We start from the raw sequence: 15,996 nt of genomic DNA, 5'->3' as shown, positions 1-15,996 counted from the left end.
AAAAAAAACGGCCCGCTATCGAAATAGCGGGCCGTTTTTGTTTAATCATCCATTCCTCGACCGCTGAACAAGCGGTTGATCATTTCCATGGAATACCCCCGATAAGCGAGGAACCGCCCTTGCTTGGCGCGTTCCCGGGCGTCTATCGGTAAATGCCCGGCAAACTTGCGCCGCCAGGTATCTTCCAGTTGCTCCTGCCAGTTGATACCGCTCTCACGCAGTGCGAGTTCGATGTCATTGCGTTGCAGGCCACGCTGGCTCAACTCTTCGCGAATACGCAAAGGGCCGTAGCCGGAACGGGAACGGTAGGAAACGAAGCTTTCGAGGTAACGGGATTCGGACAACAGGCCCTCTTCCGTCAAGCGGTCGAGTGCTGTGTCGATCATTTCAGGGAGAGCGCCGCGCTGACGCAGTTTACGCGTCAGCTCGACTCGACCGTGCTCGCGTCGCGCGAGCAGGTCCATTGCGGTTCGTCGCACCGCGACGAGTGTATCGAGTACGGCGGTCATCGGATCAATCAGATATCAGCGTCAGCCAGGTCATCTTCAGTCTCTTTGACCGCAGAGGCTTTGGATTCCGCTACCGATGACGGAGACAGCAACTTGTCACGCAATTGCTTCTCAAGTTTCGCCGCGATTTCCGGGTTGTCCGCCAGGAACTTGGCCGAGTTGGCCTTGCCCTGACCGATCTTGGTGCCTTCGTAGGCATACCAGGCACCGGACTTCTCGACGAAACCGTGCAGAACACCCAGGTCGATCATCTCACCGTTCAGGTAGATGCCCTTGCCGTAAAGAATCTGGAACTCGGCCTGACGGAACGGCGAAGCGACCTTGTTCTTCACAACCTTGACGCGGGTTTCGCTACCGACGACTTCATCACCTTCTTTCACCGCGCCAGTACGACGGATGTCCAGACGAACCGAAGCGTAGAACTTCAGCGCGTTACCACCGGTGGTGGTTTCCGGGCTGCCGAACATCACGCCGATTTTCATACGGATCTGGTTGATGAAGATCACCAGGCAGTTGGCGTTCTTGATGTTACCGGTGATTTTACGCAGCGCCTGGGACATCAGACGGGCTTGCAGGCCCACGTGCATGTCACCCATTTCGCCTTCGATTTCAGCCTTTGGAACCAGGGCGGCTACGGAGTCGACGATGATCACGTCAACCGCGTTGGAACGCACCAGCATGTCGGTGATTTCCAGGGCCTGCTCACCGGTGTCCGGCTGGGAAACCAGCAGGTCGTCGACGTTGACGCCGAGCTTGCCGGCGTATTCTGGATCAAGGGCGTGTTCGGCGTCGACGAATGCGCAGGTCGCGCCGGCTTTTTGAGCCTGGGCGATTACCGACAGTGTCAGCGTGGTTTTACCGGAGGATTCAGGACCGTAGATTTCAACGATACGGCCTTTTGGCAGACCGCCAATGCCGAGCGCGATGTCCAGACCCAGAGAGCCAGTGGAAATAGCCGGGATCGCCTGACGGTCCTGATCGCCCATACGCATTACGGCACCCTTGCCGAATTGACGTTCGATCTGACCCAGGGCCGCAGCCAAGGCTTTCTTCTTGTTGTCGTCCATTAAAGTCCTCACGTAATCAATAAGGCCTGACGGCCAACACCTGTATAAGTAGCCAGTATTATTCCACAGCGATTCAGGATCGCCTACCCCTGATTTGAGATTTCTCCCGAGGCATGGCGCAGCAGCCCCTCTAGCGCGGCCTTCACCGTTTGTCGGCGGACCTCATCGCGGTTGCCGGGGAAGTGCTGCACCTCGCTGAACACCCGCTCCCCCACCCCCCAGGCCAGCCAGACCGTGCCGACCGGCTTGTTCGGCGAACCGCCATCCGGACCCGCCACACCGCTGACCGCCACGGCAAAATACGCCCGGCTTTTTTCCTGGGCGCCACGGACCATGGCCTCGACCACTTCGCGACTGACCGCCCCCACCGTCGCAAACAACCCGACCGGGACATTCAATTGCTCGGTCTTCTGCCGGTTGGAGTACGTCACATAACCGGCTTCGAACCACGCCGAACTCCCCGGAATCCGGGTGATCGCCTCGCAAATGCCGCCACCGGTACAGGATTCGGCTGCGGTGACGTGAGCATTGAGAACCTGCAGGCGTCTGCCCAGTTCAGCGGCCAGTTGGGTGATTTCTTTCACGGTCATCTCCTGAGTGGGCGGAATGGGACTACCGTACACGAGCGGATCACGCTTGCAAGTTACAGGATCGATCAAAATGTTAGCGACCGAGCGCCCTGATATAGGCCTGACAGGCCTGCAACGCAATCAGTGCACGGTCGCCGGCGTCGGTGATGGCGATAATTCGTTGAGCATGCGCCGGGTCAAGTCGGGCTCGAACGGCGCCATGATCCACGCTGCCGGTGCTGGCGGCGGTTGGCACTGCACAGGCTGAGGCAGCGTCATGGGCATCGAGGAGGACTGACAGCCGCACATCAGCAGTGGCAAGACGATCGCGAAAGCGACCTTGATCACGTTGGGCATCGCTAAGCGCTCGATAATGGGTTTGTTCGCTGGCCGATAGCCGCTGTTCCAGCGCCAGCCGTTTATCCTGCTCGGCCTGCTGTCGAGTGGCGGCCACCACGGTCAGTTGATTCAACGTCTCGGCCTGCACCCTGGCCTGTTCCGCCAGTTGCCGCCCATAACGCCCATCCTGAAATCGCCAGGCCAGCGTCGCCGAGCCACCAGCCAACACAGCCAGCAACACAACAACGCCAACCACCCGCCACGACCCCGGGATCAAACCGAAGGCTGGCATAACACCGCCCTCGCCCGCGCCCAGAGTTGCAAACGATCCTGCAGCCCGTTCAGCCCCCCGTTGATCCGGCGGGTGATGCTGTTGAACTGGTCACGATCAGCCAGCTCGTTGAGGCCGTTTTGCCCCCAGAACCAGGCGGCGGATTCGGCGGCCCATTGCGGTTGCTCCAACAGTTCCGGCAACTGCAGCAGACGCTCGTCGCCGAACAATCCGAGGCTGCACTGTTGGTAGTTATGGTGACCGGTAATCTGGATCAGGCCACGGCCTCGGTACCTTTGGCCATCACCGTCGGGCATGGGTGTATTGCCCAAACGAGCGGCCAGGGTGCCGGTGTCGTACTTGCTCAAATACTGATCACCGCCGAGTTCGCGCACGTAGTGCAACTGCCCGGATTCGTGACCGACTTGCGCCAGAAAAGCCGCAATGCGTTTGGGCGTGTTGATGTCATGGCCATCCATGGCGCTATTGAGAGCAGAAATGAAAACGCCCGCTTGGCTGCGGGCGTTGGGAAGTATTTGCTGTAATTGCAGGACAGTAAGCGGCATGAGTGATGTTCCGTTCGCCATTGATCCGCCAGACCGGCGCCAGTGCATTTGATTGCGTTATTACGTGGCATCCGGACACTTCGCCTCGATCATGCAGCGATAGCTTTGATATTTGTCACCGCTGGCAATGACCTTTTCGATCGACCAGTACCCGCGCAGAAAATCCGGCCAGGACTGGTCGAGCAACAAGACACCCTCGGCGGACAACGCCGGATTGCCCGGACAGCTGATTTTCACCTTGAGCTTTTCACGCAGCAATTTGCGTACTTCTCCCTCACCGACGTCCCTGGCCTCCGTTTCATTCTGGCAGAGCCGACCGATGACCTTGAACGGCGGGCTACCGGTTTCAATCACCCGCACCACCCCCGCTGCCGCGTCCCACCAACTCGTCTTGCAGCCCTGGTTTTTCGCCCGGACGGTGTCATCGAGCGTGGCGGAAATGAAGGCGCGATCGCCGGGTCGATTGTTGGTCGTCACCGACAGTTTCACCTGGGGCAACACCTTGCCCGACAGTGACTTGGTCTGACTTGGGAGCGCCAGCACATACAGCTCATTCATCGGTTTGGCGATGGCCTTGTATATGCCGGCGAGGCGAGTCAAAAACGCCATGTCACTTTCGTTGGACTGATCGATGTGGTCGATTTTTTTCAGTGCCAGTTGGGGTGCCACCCGTGGCGAAAAACCATGCCGCTCAGCGATCTCGCGAAACAACGCACCCAGGGTGGTCGGCCCATGACTGGCCGATCGACGCTGCAGGAAGCCGGTCTTGTCATCGGCACTGAACGGCGCTGCGGTTGCCACCAGCGTCAAGCGCAGCGGGAACAACGTCGGCGTCAGGCGAGACACCGTGAACTGGCCCTTATCCACCAGACTGGACTCCGCGTAACCGACCTTCAGGCCAATCTTGCCGCCCAGGATCGGCAGCCCCTCAAGCCCTTCCAGATCGAGCGTCAATGTCAATTGATCGGACTCGGTACCGGCGGCATCAATGTGCTCCCAACTGATCAGGCGCTTGTTGATCAAGTCCTTATTGGCCCCATAAATCTCTACCTCTGGCGTGAAACCCAATGTCATGGAACCTCCTTAATCCCACGCGGTAACCAGCGTGGTCACCACAGGTTGTGAGTCAATTTCCGGCAGGACTACCCAGATACCCGCAGGTAATACCGCCCCCTGTTCTGCCAGCGTGGGGTTGAGCCGCCACAGTGCCTCTTCGACGGCATCGTCACAGCGACCCAGTTCGCGGTACAGCAACAGGTTCACCGAATCACCGGCCACACTTCGAACTCTACGCATGGATGAACTCCGACAGGTCTATTGCCCAACCGACGACCATCGCCGTGCCGTCATCGATGATCACGCTTTGGGTTTCCGTCACCGTGTTGATTCGCCAAAGCCCCCAGTTGCGTCCGATGCCATCCACCAACGGCACCGGCTTGCGCTGTTCCTGCAACGTGCGCAGTTCATCGAGCCGCTCCATGGCCACCGCGTACATCGACGTCCCAGTAATCTTCATCGTTTGGGCTTTCTGCCCGGTCTGACTGGATTTCGGCTTGCCGGTCACAATGTCCAGTTCCACCCAGCCACCGTCCGATGTGTGCACGATGTTGTGGTAGGCGAAGTTGCGGGACAGGCCGAAAATGAAACTGCCCAGGATCATTTGCTGGCGCATTACCTGCCTCCATCGGTCAGGGCCGCACCACGTCGGGTGGCGAGGGCGTTGGTGGACATCAGTGGAACAAACTCGCCGTGGAACTGCGTTTGCAGCTGCTGCGCCACGATCGTCCGGATGTGCTCGGAGCTCTCCCCACCGGTGCAGGTGACCTGAATCGACGGTGAGTAATTGATCTGCTGGTTTTGTGCTGGTGCGCTGGTCAGTTCTTTGTTGACCTGTTCTGGCGAGGCCAGGCGATCGGTTGTCGGGGCGGCGAGTTTTTCGCCCAGTACGGCACCCGACTCACTGCCCAGCCAGCCTCCAATCAGGCCACCCAGAACGCCGCCAATGGCGGTGCCGATCACAGGAACAACACTGCCTAACGTGGCGCCCACCGCAGAACCGGCGGACGCACCCGCCCAACCGCCACCTGCTGCACCAAGACCGGCACCGAGCATGCGGCGATTGCCGGTCATTACGCCGCCGACGACGTCCATCGCCGCACCGACGGCTTTCAATGGTCCGGGTGCACGGCGGGTCAGCGAACGCATCGAGGCCCCCATCGCCAACAGACGTGAAGCGCCGCGCGAGCCTCGTGGACTGACACGCACGGTCGGGCCCGTCCTGATGTCCGGCTTGTTCGCCTGTTCCTTATCTCTGAAATCTTCGGAAAACACCTGACCGAACTGTTTTGGAAGCCGGGCAGATGCCGCTCCCAAAAGCCGCTTGGCCATCTGATTTTTCATCTCGTCGAGTACGGGAGTGAACAGGGCTACCAAATACGGAAAGACTGCCGTGGCAGTGTCCTTCAGACCACTGAGCCGAGGGCTGAGGGAGGCAGGTGTGCTTTCTGCCGCCACGGGCGGTGTATTGCTGGTGGCCACGGGTAAATGATTGTCGCGAACGCTGTCGATGTTCGACTGTTGCTCGTCGGGTATTTTCCCAGGGCGATTGATGATCTGCGGCTGATCAATTACCTCGTGACTGTCGAGCCTCAAAGGTATCCGCCAGCCGGCCTGCTTCTCTGCCTCCATCATGGCCGGCGTTCTGTACGCCGACGCAGAGATTGCGGCAGCCATCAGCGGGACACTGGCGACGCTCTGGTTTGACTCCATCACCGTCTCGCGCCGACGCTCGGGTGAACGATCAGCCTCAACAGCGCTCTTCACGCCGACCGACTTGAGCAGCGATGGCCGCTCAATGGCGCCACCCGCGTCACCCACGCTGTTTTGCCCACTGGCCAACGCCGTCCTTGGGGCGGAACCTGTTGCCGGCATCAACGAGCGCGGCGAGGAAAACGTCAGGTTCAACGATTCCAGTGCCGTGGTCAGCAGACTGATTTTGAGACTCAGTGTGGCCAGCACCTGGCTGAAACCGGGCGCCAGATCCTCTGTGCCCCCCCCCGTCACCAGCGATGACACGGCACTGCTCAGGCCCACCTCGCGAAACTTCAGCCAGTCTTCATTGATGGCTGTGTTCTTGAGCGAATATTTATCGTCCGCCATCCCCCTCTACTCCTGTTTGACGCCAAGGCGAGTGATCGCAATGTCGTAGCGGCGCAAGGCCTTGCCGACGTCCCATTCCAGAATGTCCGCTTCACTTATCGGATAAATGAGCGGCACCACATCGAGGATTACTTCGATGTCGCGCTCCGAAAGAAGGCCGCCGGTTTGTTTAAAAAATCGTCGATTCGCACCTGCAATTGTGTCCAGTCAGGCACGGTCAAACTGGCCAGATCGGGCAGCATCAGGCCGGTGCAATGGGCCGTGATGAATTCGGCGCGTTCCTTGGCGGTCTTGAGTTTTTTCATCGCCTTGGTCGCACGCAGCACCGGCATTTCCAGGGTCAGCGTGGTCAGGGCTCGACCCGCCACGGTGAGCGGTTGCAGCAAGCTCACTTCGTCGGGATCGGTCGACGGCTGTTCACCCTCGTCCGCTTGTTCAAGGAAATGCGACGTCGGCAAGGTCGACATCTCATGCACGTACTGCGCGATGCTCACGTAGTCCGGGCGTTTGAGTTGATCGAGTTCCTTGACCGACAAACCGGTGGCCAGCAGCGCCAGCTCGAAGAACTGATCGTCCTCATCATCGCCGGCACGGGCCAGGGCCTCTTTCTGTGCGGCGTAGTACAACGGTTTGAGTTGAATCTGTTCGATCTCCGACTGATCGTCAGCAGTAATCGGCGACAACAAGGCGTGAACAGGTGGAGTCCAGGACATGAAATGAATTCCTTGATGAATCATGGGAGGCGTTGCGCATTGCACCTTGTGGGAGCGGGCTTGCTCGCGAAGGTGGAGTGTCAGTCGACATTTACTTTGACTATCAATCCGCATTCGCGAGCAAGCCCGCTCCCACATTAGTTCGGTGATCGCAGTGCGACTTAAGGGATCAGCACCGCGCGACGGGCGCCGCCGAGAATGTCGACGCCGTTGAGCACGAACTTCTGGGTGCGCACGTCGATGTCGATCACCGGGATGCCGTTTTCCAGGCGGTTGTAGGTGCGGCAGGACAGCTCAAGCGTGGTGAGGGGTTTTTCGCCCATCTTCAGCTTGGCCTCGGTCAGCGATTTGAGCTTGCCGCCGACGGTGTGGTAGGTGAACCAGGTGTTGCCATCCTGATCCTGACCGGCTTCACGGACGTTCAACAAAATGTCGTCGCCCAGCTTCACGCCGAGGGAGAGCATCACTTCGGCGCCGACGCCTTGCAAAATGAGGGTCGCGCCCAGCACTTTGCCGCTCTTGATCATTTCTTCGGCGATGAAGCGCCCGCCCGCCATCGCTTCCATATCGAATTCGATCTTCGGCGGGGTGAACTCTTCCACGGTCGCCGACAACGGCAAGCCTTGCAGGGTGGCCGCGATGGCCTGTCTTACGCGGTTGGTAAACATTAGAGAACGTCCTCCAGGAACTGCTCGATGATTTCATCGCGGGCATTGAGTTGATAAACCATGTGTTCGTTCGGCGCGTAGCGGCCGTAGTCGATGACCACGTACCAGGTGCCGTTCTTGTACTTCTCGACGCTGTTCAATTCCGGGTGCAGGTACACGCTGCCGCCGGGGATGGTTTCGTCGGCGACCAGGGTTTGCAGCCAGTCGTTGATGCGCTTGACCTCCTGGTCCATGAACGACTTGGTGAGGTTCTTGGCCATGGCTTTCTGGCCGGCCTTGACCAGCTTGCGGCTGATCGCATCTTCCAGGCCGACGTAGCTGATGAACTTGCCGGTGATGGAACGGTTACCCAGCAGCGAGAAGCCGCCGAGGATGGTGCGGGCGTAGTAGCTGATGCCGTAGCGGTTGAGCAGATCGCCCTCGGTGGAGGTGTCGAGGATGTTGTATTCCACGACGCGCGAAACGTCCTCGGCAAAGGTCACCTGGTTGCCCGGGCTCTCCCATTGCTTGACCTTGGCCAGGGCCGCGATGGCCAGGCTCGACGGCGACAGGAACACGTTTTTCTTCGCGGCCTTGGAGTACACCGACGGCATGTTGTGCACCAGCAGGCAGCGGTCGAAACCCAGTTCCGCGCCGCCCAGTTCCTGGCTGTAAGTCACCTGGTCGGCGACCGCGGCATCCTTGCCGTCGAGCACCACACGGGCCTTGATGCGCTTGCCGAAAGACGCGAACTCACCGGCCACGGCTTTGGTGCTGGTGAAGCCCGGCGCGCCGATGATGGTCAGGTCTTCCGGCACGCTGCCCAGTGCCGCAAGGCCGAGCTTGCGGCCGGTCAGCGGATCGACGCCGCCGATGACGTTGTTCAGCGTGTCCGCCGGGGTCGCGCCCTCTTCGACGATGACCACGTAGACCGGCACCTTGACCACTTTCAGGATCTGGAAGACCGCGTGATACAGCGTGCCTGCCTCGGTGCCGGTCGGATCGAGCAGCGCCTGGGTGGTGAAGCTGTTGATGCGGAATGGCGCATTGCGTGGAATCAACGGGTCAGCCTTCGGCGCGGTGCCGATCAGACCGATGACGTTGTCACCCAGGCCACCCATGGCCTCGGGGGATTCGGTGGCATTGACGCTAATGCCGTTGTGCTCGAAGTTCAAAACCTCAGCCATGGTTATTCAGCCTTCTTGGCAGCAGCTTTTTTCGCTGCGGTGGATGTAGAGGCCGAATCGGCAGCCTCGGCTTTTTTCAGCTCCAGACGACCAGCGCTGCGTAGCGCACTGGCCTCCACATCGAGCAGTTGCAGTTCCTGGCCGATGCTCGACCAGTGGCCACCCCCGGTAGGGAATGGGAGGAGCACGGTGTACGTTTGGCGTTCTGCCATTTCTGTTTCTCCATAAACGAAAAAGCCCCTTGGGTAAGGGGCTGTCGGGTGTTGTGTGTTTGTGTTGCGGATAAGAAAACGCCCCGGCGGTGCGGGGCGTTTATTGGGTGTGTTCGGCGATCCAGGACGGGGCGACCGGGCGATGCTGGGTATCGGGGAAGTCCGGTGATTGAGGCCAGTCGCGTAGGGCTTGCATGTACACAAGCAACTCACCGAACTGCTCTGCGGTCAGCGTGGTAGGCCCACCGATTTCAATCTGATCACGATGACGTTCGCGCAGCCACATAACCGCCGACAACTGAGTATCGCGCCAAGTGCGCTCCTGTGCAGAAAGATCAGGTTCCGGCTCAGGTGCATCTATCAGATAGGGCAAACCACGCTCGTCATGAGCGCGGACCTTGCCAGGCACAGGATTACCAATGACCGACAGGTACAAGGCTTCGGGAATATCAACAGCGTCTGGAGGCATTTCTGTATGAATGCCCTCCAAATAAGTAGTGCCTGTACTCGGGCTATAAAAACGCTTCATTTGTTCTACCCTCCTTAATTTCCGATAGCGAAAAATGATGCGCTGCCGTTTGCACTGTTTGCGACCTTGAAGGAATCCTTGGTCTCACCCAGCACCTCAACAAACTCGCCAACTGTTGGCGCCAGGTTTCCGTAGGCCCCGCCAATGAGGAACATGCAGGCGTTCGGGAAGGCAACCGGGAAAGGTACGGTGCTGATGGTGCCCAGCGCTTGAGTAACTCGCCCCCACTGAAAGACAAGCCCACCGAGCCACGTCGGGAATATGATGTAGCCGTTGAGTGCCAAGCTGATCGAAAACCCAAACCGCAGCTTCTTCGGCGTCACGATCGTTGCGTCGTCCGCACCGGCGTTCACCTGAACCTGAGTCGCAACTTTTGCTGTGCCCTGATTGACCTCAGTAGCCTGTGACGCAAGTGTTGCCAGCGCTGCAATGTCGATGTTTCCCTGGTTGATCGGCGCGTTCCAGGCCTTGATGCACCACATCACCGCCAGGTTGCGCGGTCGAGACGTACCCAGCATCAAGCCGGGGGTACCCAGGGCAATAGGGGTCACTGCACCTGTATTCACCACGTATAACCCTGTCAAGTCAGGAGTAATCAAGGTGTCTAAACCGTAGTCCGCTGCAAGCTGGGAGGCGGTTGGCGCGAGAGATGTAACGCCTGTCCCACCTGATGGCAGGTCGGAAGCAACCATAGAACCTTTCTGCGAGCTACCAATAGCGCGCCCGGCATCAACCCCGCGCCCATGGTCCCAACCGCGCAAAAACTCGCCGCGCGATTCAGGAAGGCGAAAATTCCCCGCACCTTCGTTGCCCTGGTTGAACGACGTCCCGAGGAACGTGGCCAAGTCCGGATAGGTCGCAATGCTGCGCACACTGCCGTCCAGCTCAAGAAACCCGGGCGGAACCTTGTTCACCGGCAACCCGACCATACTCCCGACCGGCAGTGCCGATGCCTGGGCAATCAACGCCTCGATTTCAGGCTTGGTGTAAGTGTCCTTGATCCCAAAACCCGCCAGCGTTTCCGGATTAGCACCTGCAGTGGCGCGACCATACTTGTCGACGGTCACACTCTTGTAAGTCCCTGCCTGAATCCCCGTTCTACCGGCCAGCATTTCAAAGCTCAGCGCCGTAGTCCCCAGCGTGATCGGCCCGTTCGTCACCAGGTGCCAAAGCGAATCACCATTCGCCGCGCCCTCCTCGACCATCACCGTCAGGCCCGGCGTTACCTTGGCGCTGGCATTGGCATCCGTCGCCCGCACCCAGGCGCCGTTGGCCGCCACATAAAGGCCGTTATCCTTCGCCAGCGTTTGCGCCGTCACCAGCACGCGCTGCCCGGACAGCACCGCGACGCCATCGATTTGCTGCGCGCCACTGAGCACGATGTTTTCCGTGGTGGCCACGCGAACGGATTGCTTGCCATCGAGCTTCGCCAGTTCGTCGGCGAGATAACCCATCACCCACGCCCGCGTCGCTTTGACCACGGTGTCGTCGATCAACAGCGTCACGAGCGACGCATTGCTGGTCTCGAAAATCGAGCGAATGTAGAACTCTTTGCCCGATCCCGAGGTCGCCAGCACCGGTTTGAACGACTCCGGGTATTTGACGATGGCATAGAGGATGCCGGTGTCGGTCCAGAGCCCGGCTTCACGCACATACCAACCGCCCTCTTCTGGCGGGATGGTCACTTCGGCGAGCAGCCAGCTCGGATTTTTCTCGTCCTGGAACAGGGCGTTCAGTGGCCCGCGCCACACTTCTCGTTTAAGCGCCGTGGCGGTTGCCGCCGGGTTGTAAACCGCGCCGCCGCCGTCACCGACCGAAATCTGCGACAGTTTGATCGGCACGCCCGCCGCCTTGCAGGCAGTTTCGTAGGCGATCCCCGCATTGGTAAGCAGGGTGTAATAGTCGGCCATTTAGGACCCCTGAGGATAAATAGTGGATGTTTCAACGGCGTAGAGCCCGGCGGCCAAGAAGGCCTGCCCCGAGGCCTCGAGCCCTTCGATGACAATCGGATAAACCGTGGTGAGTTCGCCGCACACCGTCGCCGCGCCAATGACGTGACTGCCGAATGCGCTCAAGCCGACGGACACCGACAGAACGTCGCGCTCGCTTTTGGCGTCCGCCAGGCGACGGTCGAGACGAGCGTCGATTTCTTCGCTGTAGGGTTGTTCGGTAAATGCCCTGACGGAAAAGCTGTAAGGCGCGCCCGGCGGTGTCTGCTCGTACCAGGCACGCACCTCGGGCATTAACCGCAATCCTTTCGCGGCGTTTTCCAGGGCCTGGCGTGTCCCGGCCTGTCGCGCGGTAGGCCAGGCCAGTTCAACGGTCAAACGCTTTTCCGCCTCGGCGGCCTCGGCGCTCCATTCGCTGACACCACGATCCGCTGCGAGATAAGGCAGAAATGCCTGAGGCGTCGAGGTCGGGTTCATCAGCTCGGGGAACGGCGGCGCGATGCGGTCAAGCAATGCACCGAAGCCGATATCGAGGGCTTTTTCCAACGGTGAGCTGTTGGCTGGCAACAGGCTCGGGCGCGGCGTCTGGTCACTCATAGCGTGAGCACCTCGACCTCGACCCCGGTGCAGTAAGGCGCTTCAAACGCCGTCGTCACAATCGGCTCGACCGGTTCGAGAATGTCCAGTTGAACCGCGCCGGCACTATGCAGCGTGTAGTCGATCCAGCTCGGATCGATCCGCCCTTCCAGTCGATGACAGCTCTGGGCATACGCTTGCAGTTGCTGTTGCGCGGCCACCTTGGTCAGCCCCGAATCAGGGCCGGCGTTGATTCGGGCGACGACGCGGATTTTGTAGTTTTTGATATGGGCGCTTTGCACCGTGACCCGATCCGTTTCCGGTCGGACGTCAGGCCGGGCGAAGTGCCGGCGCACACCGTCGAGCAGGTCATCGGACGCGGTGCCATCGCCCTCCCGTGCCAGCACCGTGACCATCACTTCACCGGGCGCGGTGCGGCGTCCATTGCCGTCCTTGACCTGCGCCGCGTAGCCGTCCGGGTCGAAGGTGTACGTGACCGTCACCTCACCCGGTGCATGGGTGTCCACCTTCACCACAGGACGCTCGCCGAGGGTGAAGACCTCGCGGCGATATTGCATGCGTGAACCGGCGGCCGGTGCGTGCGGCGCCAGGTAATAACGCAACCGGGCGTCGTCGTCGCTTTCGTAAACGGGCGCAATCGGCGGGAATGCCGCCGGGTCGCCAGGGTCCAGCAACTGACGCTCAAGCCCCATGTCCGCAAGGCGGGCATCGAGGTTGCTGCCAGTCGCCCACCAGGCCAGCATCTGCTTGATGCGGGCGTTGTATTTGCGTTCGTGGATTTGCAGGCGCACACAAAAGGCCTCAAGGGCCAGGGTCAGCAACTCGCTTTCGTTTTCGAGGCTGACCTTGATCTTTGCCGCCGACTCGGGAGCGCGGGCGCCAACGTACTCGACGACAAACGTCTTGAACTCGGCGAGCAAATCCTCGAACGCTTCGACGGTGACGATCGAAGGTTCGGCCAACTGGTTCTGGCCGGGTATCAACATACTCATGTCACCACCTCGAAAGTCTGTTTGCGGTTTTGCCAGGTGCCGGCGAATCGCAGGACCAGCCCGGCACCTTGCCGGCTGGCCACAATGACCTGCGGCTGGAAATCATCGATGCCGTTCTGCGGGTTGTAGAACGCTTGTGCCGCGTGGCTCTGGGCAAGCATCAGCAAGTCGTCGCCGAGGTTGCGGCCCAGCAGTTCCGGGATCAGCGAGCCATACAAAGGACGCTTCTGCCGGGTGCCCAACGGCGTGGTCAGCGCTCGGGTTGCGCGCTGTACAAACTGCGGCCAGTCATCGACCGCCGCCCCGGTGTTTCTTTCGATTCCGATCATGGGAAACTCTTTATGCGGTACTGATGACGCGTCCCTGGTGATCCACCACCGGGCCGCTCAGGTGCACACCGGAAGCGTCGAGTCGCAAGCCGACCGCGCCCAGTTGCAGTTCGATGGCCTCAGGCGTGATCGCAAGTCTCGCCGGCCCGAGATTCAACTCGAGCGCTTCGCGAGAGCCATTGAACGCCGCCGGGCCGTTCTTCCAGTGCAAGGCATGAAGGGCGTCGTCGTAACCGCTTTCCGTACCGTCCAGATAAAGGCGACGCGTCAGCGAAGCCTGGGTCGAGGCGGGTGGAAACCGATTACCGTTAAGCCCGAACAACGCCACGGATTGAGCGCCGCCCTCGCCGCCGCCATGGTTCAGCAACAGGCATTGCTCGCCGACCGAGGGGATCCGCGACTCGCTTTGCGCCCCGGCGCTGGGGTTGAAAAAACGGATGGCGGGCGTCAGCAATCCTGAGTGACTGACCCGGCAGGTATTGCTGGCCGCATCGACTTCCTGGCACACGCCGATACGACACAGGCTGTCTGTGCGCCGGTGCACGTCTTCAAGTTCGGCCTCCATCTCGGCCAGACGCTCAATGATCGGGCCGAGCTGCTGACGTAAAAGCGCATCGAACATGGCTCAGTCCTCAAGTGCGGTGTATTGGTCCGGGTCATCGATGTTCGAGACTTCCCAAGTTTTGGCGAATTTCGGGATGCCCAGCGGGTCCTCCAGCAGCAATGCGCCGAGGTAAATCGTCTGGGTGAAGGAAAGGGTCCAGGCGAGGTACTCCTGCGAACCGCTGATGAGCGTCGACGGCAAGGCATCGATGTTCATGGGCAGGTCGCATTGGCTACCCGGCAGGCCCCAGCGGTTATCCGTGGCCAATCCCTTGAGTACGCTCGCCAGATCGCCAGCGGCCAACCCCGGATTACTCAGGGTCGGCGGCACAATGATTTGCAGCGAGATCGACAAAACATGGGCGATGCGCCCGTCATGGGCGCGGTCGCCGGCTGCATTGCGTTCGATGGCGATCAGGACCCACGCCTGATCGAACGTGCCGTCGAAGTCCTGACGGCCTCCGACCTTCAAACCCGGGCCAACCGCACGCAGCGCGTCGGCAATGGCAAAAAACAGACGCGACGGTTTATCGATGTCGGGGGACATAAGGGGCTTCCATTCAAATTTCGAGGCGTCCGGCTGCGTGGGTTCATGCAGCGGACCGGGGATGCCGGAACGGCAAAGGGACCTGGCTTTATTGATCCGGGCGGGAATCACGCGGCGGCACTTCACACACGCCGATCCGCTTGGCCGCCCAGCGTTCATAAAGGCCAATGGCGACATCGGCGCCGGCCATCGCCGTAAGGCAGCCAAACGCGCCGGCCGCCCAGATCGACAGGCCGGCGGCGTACAGCAGCATGATGGCCGACACCCCGCAAATCATGCAGGCCCCGGACCGCAAGGCCAGGCGCCGCAGCAATGACCAGCCGCGCGCGCCCTCCTTGTCGGCACGCCACATTTCGCCGGTTACCCCGCCCACCAGGGCGAGCACGATGACCAGCCAGATCGGCATGTCCAGCAACGCTTGTTGCTCGTTTGTCATGTCTCGCCTCCTGGGGTGAATTGCGTAACGAAAAGGCCCCGCGAATACGAGGCCATAAATAAGGGGCGCGTGTCTTTCCACGCTACCTGTCGAAGACCATCGTCCTGATTTTGCTTCGGATAGCAGGCCTGCCCATCGACAAGCCTGCCCTTCAACCACGTTACCGGGCGCAGAACTCAGGCAATGCCGGTGAGTTGCCCCCATCGCATACCCGCTATCAAACGTTTTCGTTACGGCGCATAGCCTGCAGCAACGCATAACCCTTCCACGTCAGTTGATAAAGTGGCGTGCCCTTCGGGCCAACGCCTTCGTTGGAGAAATAACCTCCGTCCATCAGTAATTTGAATTGGAACATCTCCTCTGCCTGCGCTGGACGATTGAAGGTTTTCTTGACCAGATCCTCCATCTCCACACCCGCAACGGGTGCGATCGCTTCGCACGCATTCATGAACGATTGGGCTACACCTGTAAAACGTTGCATATGTTTCTCCTGAACGATTAACCCAACAGCTCTATGCCAATTGGGAAGTTGCGGCATGTGCCGCTTCTTTGTCGCTCAACGGCGATCGCTCAAGGCTCGTGGCCTTCACGTGATTCAATGTTCCGCATCGGGAGCATTTGATCTGGAGCTCGGTGTACTCACCCACCCGGGCGAGCAGTCTTTTGCACTGCCCACATCTGCAATCTTTCAACATCACGACGCCTCCTGGCTTGTGCCGAATCCTTTCTGTGGATGAGGTTGATCGACCTCGTACGAGGTAGGCATTCCAAAAAG

23 protein-coding genes are annotated in these 15,996 nt (G+C 60.0%); all 23 read right to left on the bottom strand.

What is annotated here, in order from left to right; translation table 11 throughout:
• Positions 1-41: 41 nt before the first annotated feature.
• Positions 42-509 carry a recombination regulator RecX gene (recX, locus tag ACM6IO_RS19550; protein WP_192228517.1) on the bottom strand — a complete coding sequence of 156 codons (468 nt, stop codon included), beginning with the start codon at positions 507-509 and terminating at the stop codon, positions 42-44.
• An 8-nt stretch (positions 510-517) separates the two neighbouring features.
• Positions 518-1,576 carry a recombinase RecA gene (gene recA / locus ACM6IO_RS19545; RefSeq protein WP_008030012.1) on the bottom strand — a complete coding sequence of 353 codons (1,059 nt, stop codon included), beginning with the start codon at positions 1,574-1,576 and terminating at the stop codon, positions 518-520.
• A gap of 83 nt (positions 1,577-1,659) precedes the next feature.
• Complete coding sequence (locus tag ACM6IO_RS19540) at positions 1,660-2,160, bottom strand: CinA family protein (RefSeq protein WP_192228516.1); 501 nt, start codon at positions 2,158-2,160, stop codon at positions 1,660-1,662.
• A gap of 79 nt (positions 2,161-2,239) precedes the next feature.
• Complete coding sequence (locus ACM6IO_RS19535) at positions 2,240-2,776, bottom strand: lysis protein (protein ID WP_414912053.1); 537 nt, start codon at positions 2,774-2,776, stop codon at positions 2,240-2,242.
• Complete coding sequence (locus ACM6IO_RS19530) at positions 2,758-3,321, bottom strand: glycoside hydrolase family 19 protein (protein WP_414912052.1); 564 nt, start codon at positions 3,319-3,321, stop codon at positions 2,758-2,760. Before ACM6IO_RS19530 ends, ACM6IO_RS19535 begins: the two co-directional genes overlap by 19 nt.
• A gap of 60 nt (positions 3,322-3,381) precedes the next feature.
• On the bottom strand, positions 3,382-4,395 hold the full coding sequence (locus ACM6IO_RS19525; RefSeq protein WP_414912051.1) for a phage late control D family protein: 1,014 nt from the start codon (positions 4,393-4,395) through the stop codon (positions 3,382-3,384).
• Positions 4,396-4,404: 9 nt separating this feature from the next.
• Positions 4,405-4,617: a tail protein X gene (locus ACM6IO_RS19520; protein WP_207285797.1), complete on the bottom strand. Its 213-nt coding sequence runs from the start codon at positions 4,615-4,617 to the stop codon at positions 4,405-4,407.
• Positions 4,610-4,993 carry a phage tail protein gene (locus ACM6IO_RS19515; protein ID WP_207285798.1) on the bottom strand — a complete coding sequence of 128 codons (384 nt, stop codon included), beginning with the start codon at positions 4,991-4,993 and terminating at the stop codon, positions 4,610-4,612. The genes ACM6IO_RS19520 and ACM6IO_RS19515 overlap by 8 nt, the downstream gene beginning before the upstream one ends.
• The gene (locus ACM6IO_RS19510) at positions 4,993-6,480 is read right to left on the bottom strand and encodes a hypothetical protein (RefSeq protein ID WP_414912050.1); all 1,488 of its coding nucleotides are present in this window, start codon (positions 6,478-6,480) and stop codon (positions 4,993-4,995) included. Before ACM6IO_RS19510 ends, ACM6IO_RS19515 begins: the two co-directional genes overlap by 1 nt.
• Positions 6,481-6,608: 128 nt before the next feature.
• A complete protein-coding gene (locus tag ACM6IO_RS19505) occupies positions 6,609-7,193 on the bottom strand; it encodes a phage tail assembly protein (protein ID WP_414912049.1) in 585 nt (194 codons plus the stop codon).
• A 161-nt stretch (positions 7,194-7,354) separates the two neighbouring features.
• The gene (locus ACM6IO_RS19500; RefSeq protein WP_192228509.1) at positions 7,355-7,861 is read right to left on the bottom strand and encodes a phage major tail tube protein; all 507 of its coding nucleotides are present in this window, start codon (positions 7,859-7,861) and stop codon (positions 7,355-7,357) included.
• Entirely contained in the window at positions 7,861-9,027 is a 1,167-nt protein-coding gene (locus ACM6IO_RS19495; protein ID WP_414912048.1) for a phage tail protein, read from the bottom strand. Before ACM6IO_RS19495 ends, ACM6IO_RS19500 begins: the two co-directional genes overlap by 1 nt.
• 2 nt (positions 9,028-9,029) lie before the next feature.
• Positions 9,030-9,239: a hypothetical protein gene (locus ACM6IO_RS19490; RefSeq protein WP_008039310.1), complete on the bottom strand. Its 210-nt coding sequence runs from the start codon at positions 9,237-9,239 to the stop codon at positions 9,030-9,032.
• 100 nt (positions 9,240-9,339) lie between these two features.
• Entirely contained in the window at positions 9,340-9,768 is a 429-nt protein-coding gene (locus tag ACM6IO_RS19485; RefSeq protein WP_414912047.1) for a phage tail assembly chaperone, read from the bottom strand.
• Positions 9,769-9,782: 14 nt separating this feature from the next.
• The gene (locus ACM6IO_RS19480; RefSeq protein WP_414912046.1) at positions 9,783-11,678 is read right to left on the bottom strand and encodes a phage tail protein; all 1,896 of its coding nucleotides are present in this window, start codon (positions 11,676-11,678) and stop codon (positions 9,783-9,785) included.
• Positions 11,679-12,314 (bottom strand): phage tail protein I, encoded by a 636-nt coding sequence (locus ACM6IO_RS19475; protein WP_414912045.1) that lies wholly within the window; start codon positions 12,312-12,314, stop codon positions 11,679-11,681.
• Complete coding sequence (locus ACM6IO_RS19470; RefSeq protein ID WP_223453211.1) at positions 12,311-13,306, bottom strand: baseplate J/gp47 family protein; 996 nt, start codon at positions 13,304-13,306, stop codon at positions 12,311-12,313. The genes ACM6IO_RS19475 and ACM6IO_RS19470 overlap by 4 nt, the downstream gene beginning before the upstream one ends.
• Positions 13,303-13,635: a hypothetical protein gene (locus tag ACM6IO_RS19465; RefSeq protein ID WP_008029983.1), complete on the bottom strand. Its 333-nt coding sequence runs from the start codon at positions 13,633-13,635 to the stop codon at positions 13,303-13,305. Before ACM6IO_RS19465 ends, ACM6IO_RS19470 begins: the two co-directional genes overlap by 4 nt.
• 10 nt (positions 13,636-13,645) lie before the next feature.
• Positions 13,646-14,257 (bottom strand): phage baseplate assembly protein V, encoded by a 612-nt coding sequence (locus ACM6IO_RS19460; protein ID WP_223435436.1) that lies wholly within the window; start codon positions 14,255-14,257, stop codon positions 13,646-13,648.
• Positions 14,258-14,260: 3 nt separating this feature from the next.
• Positions 14,261-14,785, bottom strand: coding sequence for a hypothetical protein (locus tag ACM6IO_RS19455; RefSeq protein ID WP_223435437.1), 525 nt, complete (start codon positions 14,783-14,785; stop codon positions 14,261-14,263).
• A gap of 88 nt (positions 14,786-14,873) precedes the next feature.
• Entirely contained in the window at positions 14,874-15,221 is a 348-nt protein-coding gene (locus tag ACM6IO_RS19450; RefSeq protein ID WP_008039324.1) for a phage holin family protein, read from the bottom strand.
• A 217-nt stretch (positions 15,222-15,438) separates the two neighbouring features.
• Positions 15,439-15,702, bottom strand: coding sequence for a hypothetical protein (locus ACM6IO_RS19445; RefSeq protein ID WP_008039325.1), 264 nt, complete (start codon positions 15,700-15,702; stop codon positions 15,439-15,441).
• Positions 15,703-15,733: 31 nt separating this feature from the next.
• Positions 15,734-15,916, bottom strand: coding sequence for a Com family DNA-binding transcriptional regulator (locus ACM6IO_RS19440; RefSeq protein ID WP_414912044.1), 183 nt, complete (start codon positions 15,914-15,916; stop codon positions 15,734-15,736).
• Positions 15,917-15,996 lie beyond the last annotated feature (80 nt).

The sequence above is a fragment of the Pseudomonas sp. IT-P44 genome, assembly GCF_949768225.1.
Taxonomy (GTDB): Bacteria; Pseudomonadota; Gammaproteobacteria; order Pseudomonadales; family Pseudomonadaceae; genus Aquipseudomonas; species Aquipseudomonas migulae.
The sequence above is the reverse complement of the archived record's forward strand: the minus strand, read 5'-3'. Positions and strand labels throughout refer to the sequence as shown.

Excerpts from the sequence above, each read along its gene's own strand:
- ACM6IO_RS19465 (WP_008029983.1), bottom strand. The coding sequence starts at position 13,635 with ATGATCGGAATCGAAAGAAACACCGGGGCGGCGGTCGATGACTGGCCG.
- ACM6IO_RS19475 (WP_414912045.1), bottom strand. The coding sequence starts at position 12,314 with ATGAGTGACCAGACGCCGCGCCCGAGCCTGTTGCCAGCCAACAGCTCA.
- ACM6IO_RS19505 (WP_414912049.1), bottom strand. The coding sequence starts at position 7,193 with ATGTCCTGGACTCCACCTGTTCACGCCTTGTTGTCGCCGATTACTGCT.
- ACM6IO_RS19455 (WP_223435437.1), bottom strand. The coding sequence starts at position 14,785 with ATGTCCCCCGACATCGATAAACCGTCGCGTCTGTTTTTTGCCATTGCC.
- ACM6IO_RS19495 (WP_414912048.1), bottom strand. The coding sequence starts at position 9,027 with ATGGCTGAGGTTTTGAACTTCGAGCACAACGGCATTAGCGTCAATGCC.
- ACM6IO_RS19450 (WP_008039324.1), bottom strand. The coding sequence starts at position 15,221 with ATGACAAACGAGCAACAAGCGTTGCTGGACATGCCGATCTGGCTGGTC.
- ACM6IO_RS19485 (WP_414912047.1), bottom strand. The coding sequence starts at position 9,768 with ATGAAGCGTTTTTATAGCCCGAGTACAGGCACTACTTATTTGGAGGGC.
- ACM6IO_RS19530 (WP_414912052.1), bottom strand. The coding sequence starts at position 3,321 with ATGCCGCTTACTGTCCTGCAATTACAGCAAATACTTCCCAACGCCCGC.
- ACM6IO_RS19535 (WP_414912053.1), bottom strand. The coding sequence starts at position 2,776 with ATGCCAGCCTTCGGTTTGATCCCGGGGTCGTGGCGGGTGGTTGGCGTT.
- ACM6IO_RS19500 (WP_192228509.1), bottom strand. The coding sequence starts at position 7,861 with ATGTTTACCAACCGCGTAAGACAGGCCATCGCGGCCACCCTGCAAGGC.
- ACM6IO_RS19515 (WP_207285798.1), bottom strand. The coding sequence starts at position 4,993 with ATGCGCCAGCAAATGATCCTGGGCAGTTTCATTTTCGGCCTGTCCCGC.
- recX (WP_192228517.1), bottom strand. The coding sequence starts at position 509 with ATGACCGCCGTACTCGATACACTCGTCGCGGTGCGACGAACCGCAATG.
- recA (WP_008030012.1), bottom strand. The coding sequence starts at position 1,576 with ATGGACGACAACAAGAAGAAAGCCTTGGCTGCGGCCCTGGGTCAGATC.
- ACM6IO_RS19480 (WP_414912046.1), bottom strand. The coding sequence starts at position 11,678 with ATGGCCGACTATTACACCCTGCTTACCAATGCGGGGATCGCCTACGAA.
- ACM6IO_RS19440 (WP_414912044.1), bottom strand. The coding sequence starts at position 15,916 with ATGTTGAAAGATTGCAGATGTGGGCAGTGCAAAAGACTGCTCGCCCGG.
- ACM6IO_RS19445 (WP_008039325.1), bottom strand. The coding sequence starts at position 15,702 with ATGCAACGTTTTACAGGTGTAGCCCAATCGTTCATGAATGCGTGCGAA.
- ACM6IO_RS19520 (WP_207285797.1), bottom strand. The coding sequence starts at position 4,617 with ATGCGTAGAGTTCGAAGTGTGGCCGGTGATTCGGTGAACCTGTTGCTG.
- ACM6IO_RS19460 (WP_223435436.1), bottom strand. The coding sequence starts at position 14,257 with ATGTTCGATGCGCTTTTACGTCAGCAGCTCGGCCCGATCATTGAGCGT.
- ACM6IO_RS19490 (WP_008039310.1), bottom strand. The coding sequence starts at position 9,239 with ATGGCAGAACGCCAAACGTACACCGTGCTCCTCCCATTCCCTACCGGG.
- ACM6IO_RS19525 (WP_414912051.1), bottom strand. The coding sequence starts at position 4,395 with ATGACATTGGGTTTCACGCCAGAGGTAGAGATTTATGGGGCCAATAAG.
- ACM6IO_RS19470 (WP_223453211.1), bottom strand. The coding sequence starts at position 13,306 with ATGAGTATGTTGATACCCGGCCAGAACCAGTTGGCCGAACCTTCGATC.
- ACM6IO_RS19510 (WP_414912050.1), bottom strand. The coding sequence starts at position 6,480 with ATGGCGGACGATAAATATTCGCTCAAGAACACAGCCATCAATGAAGAC.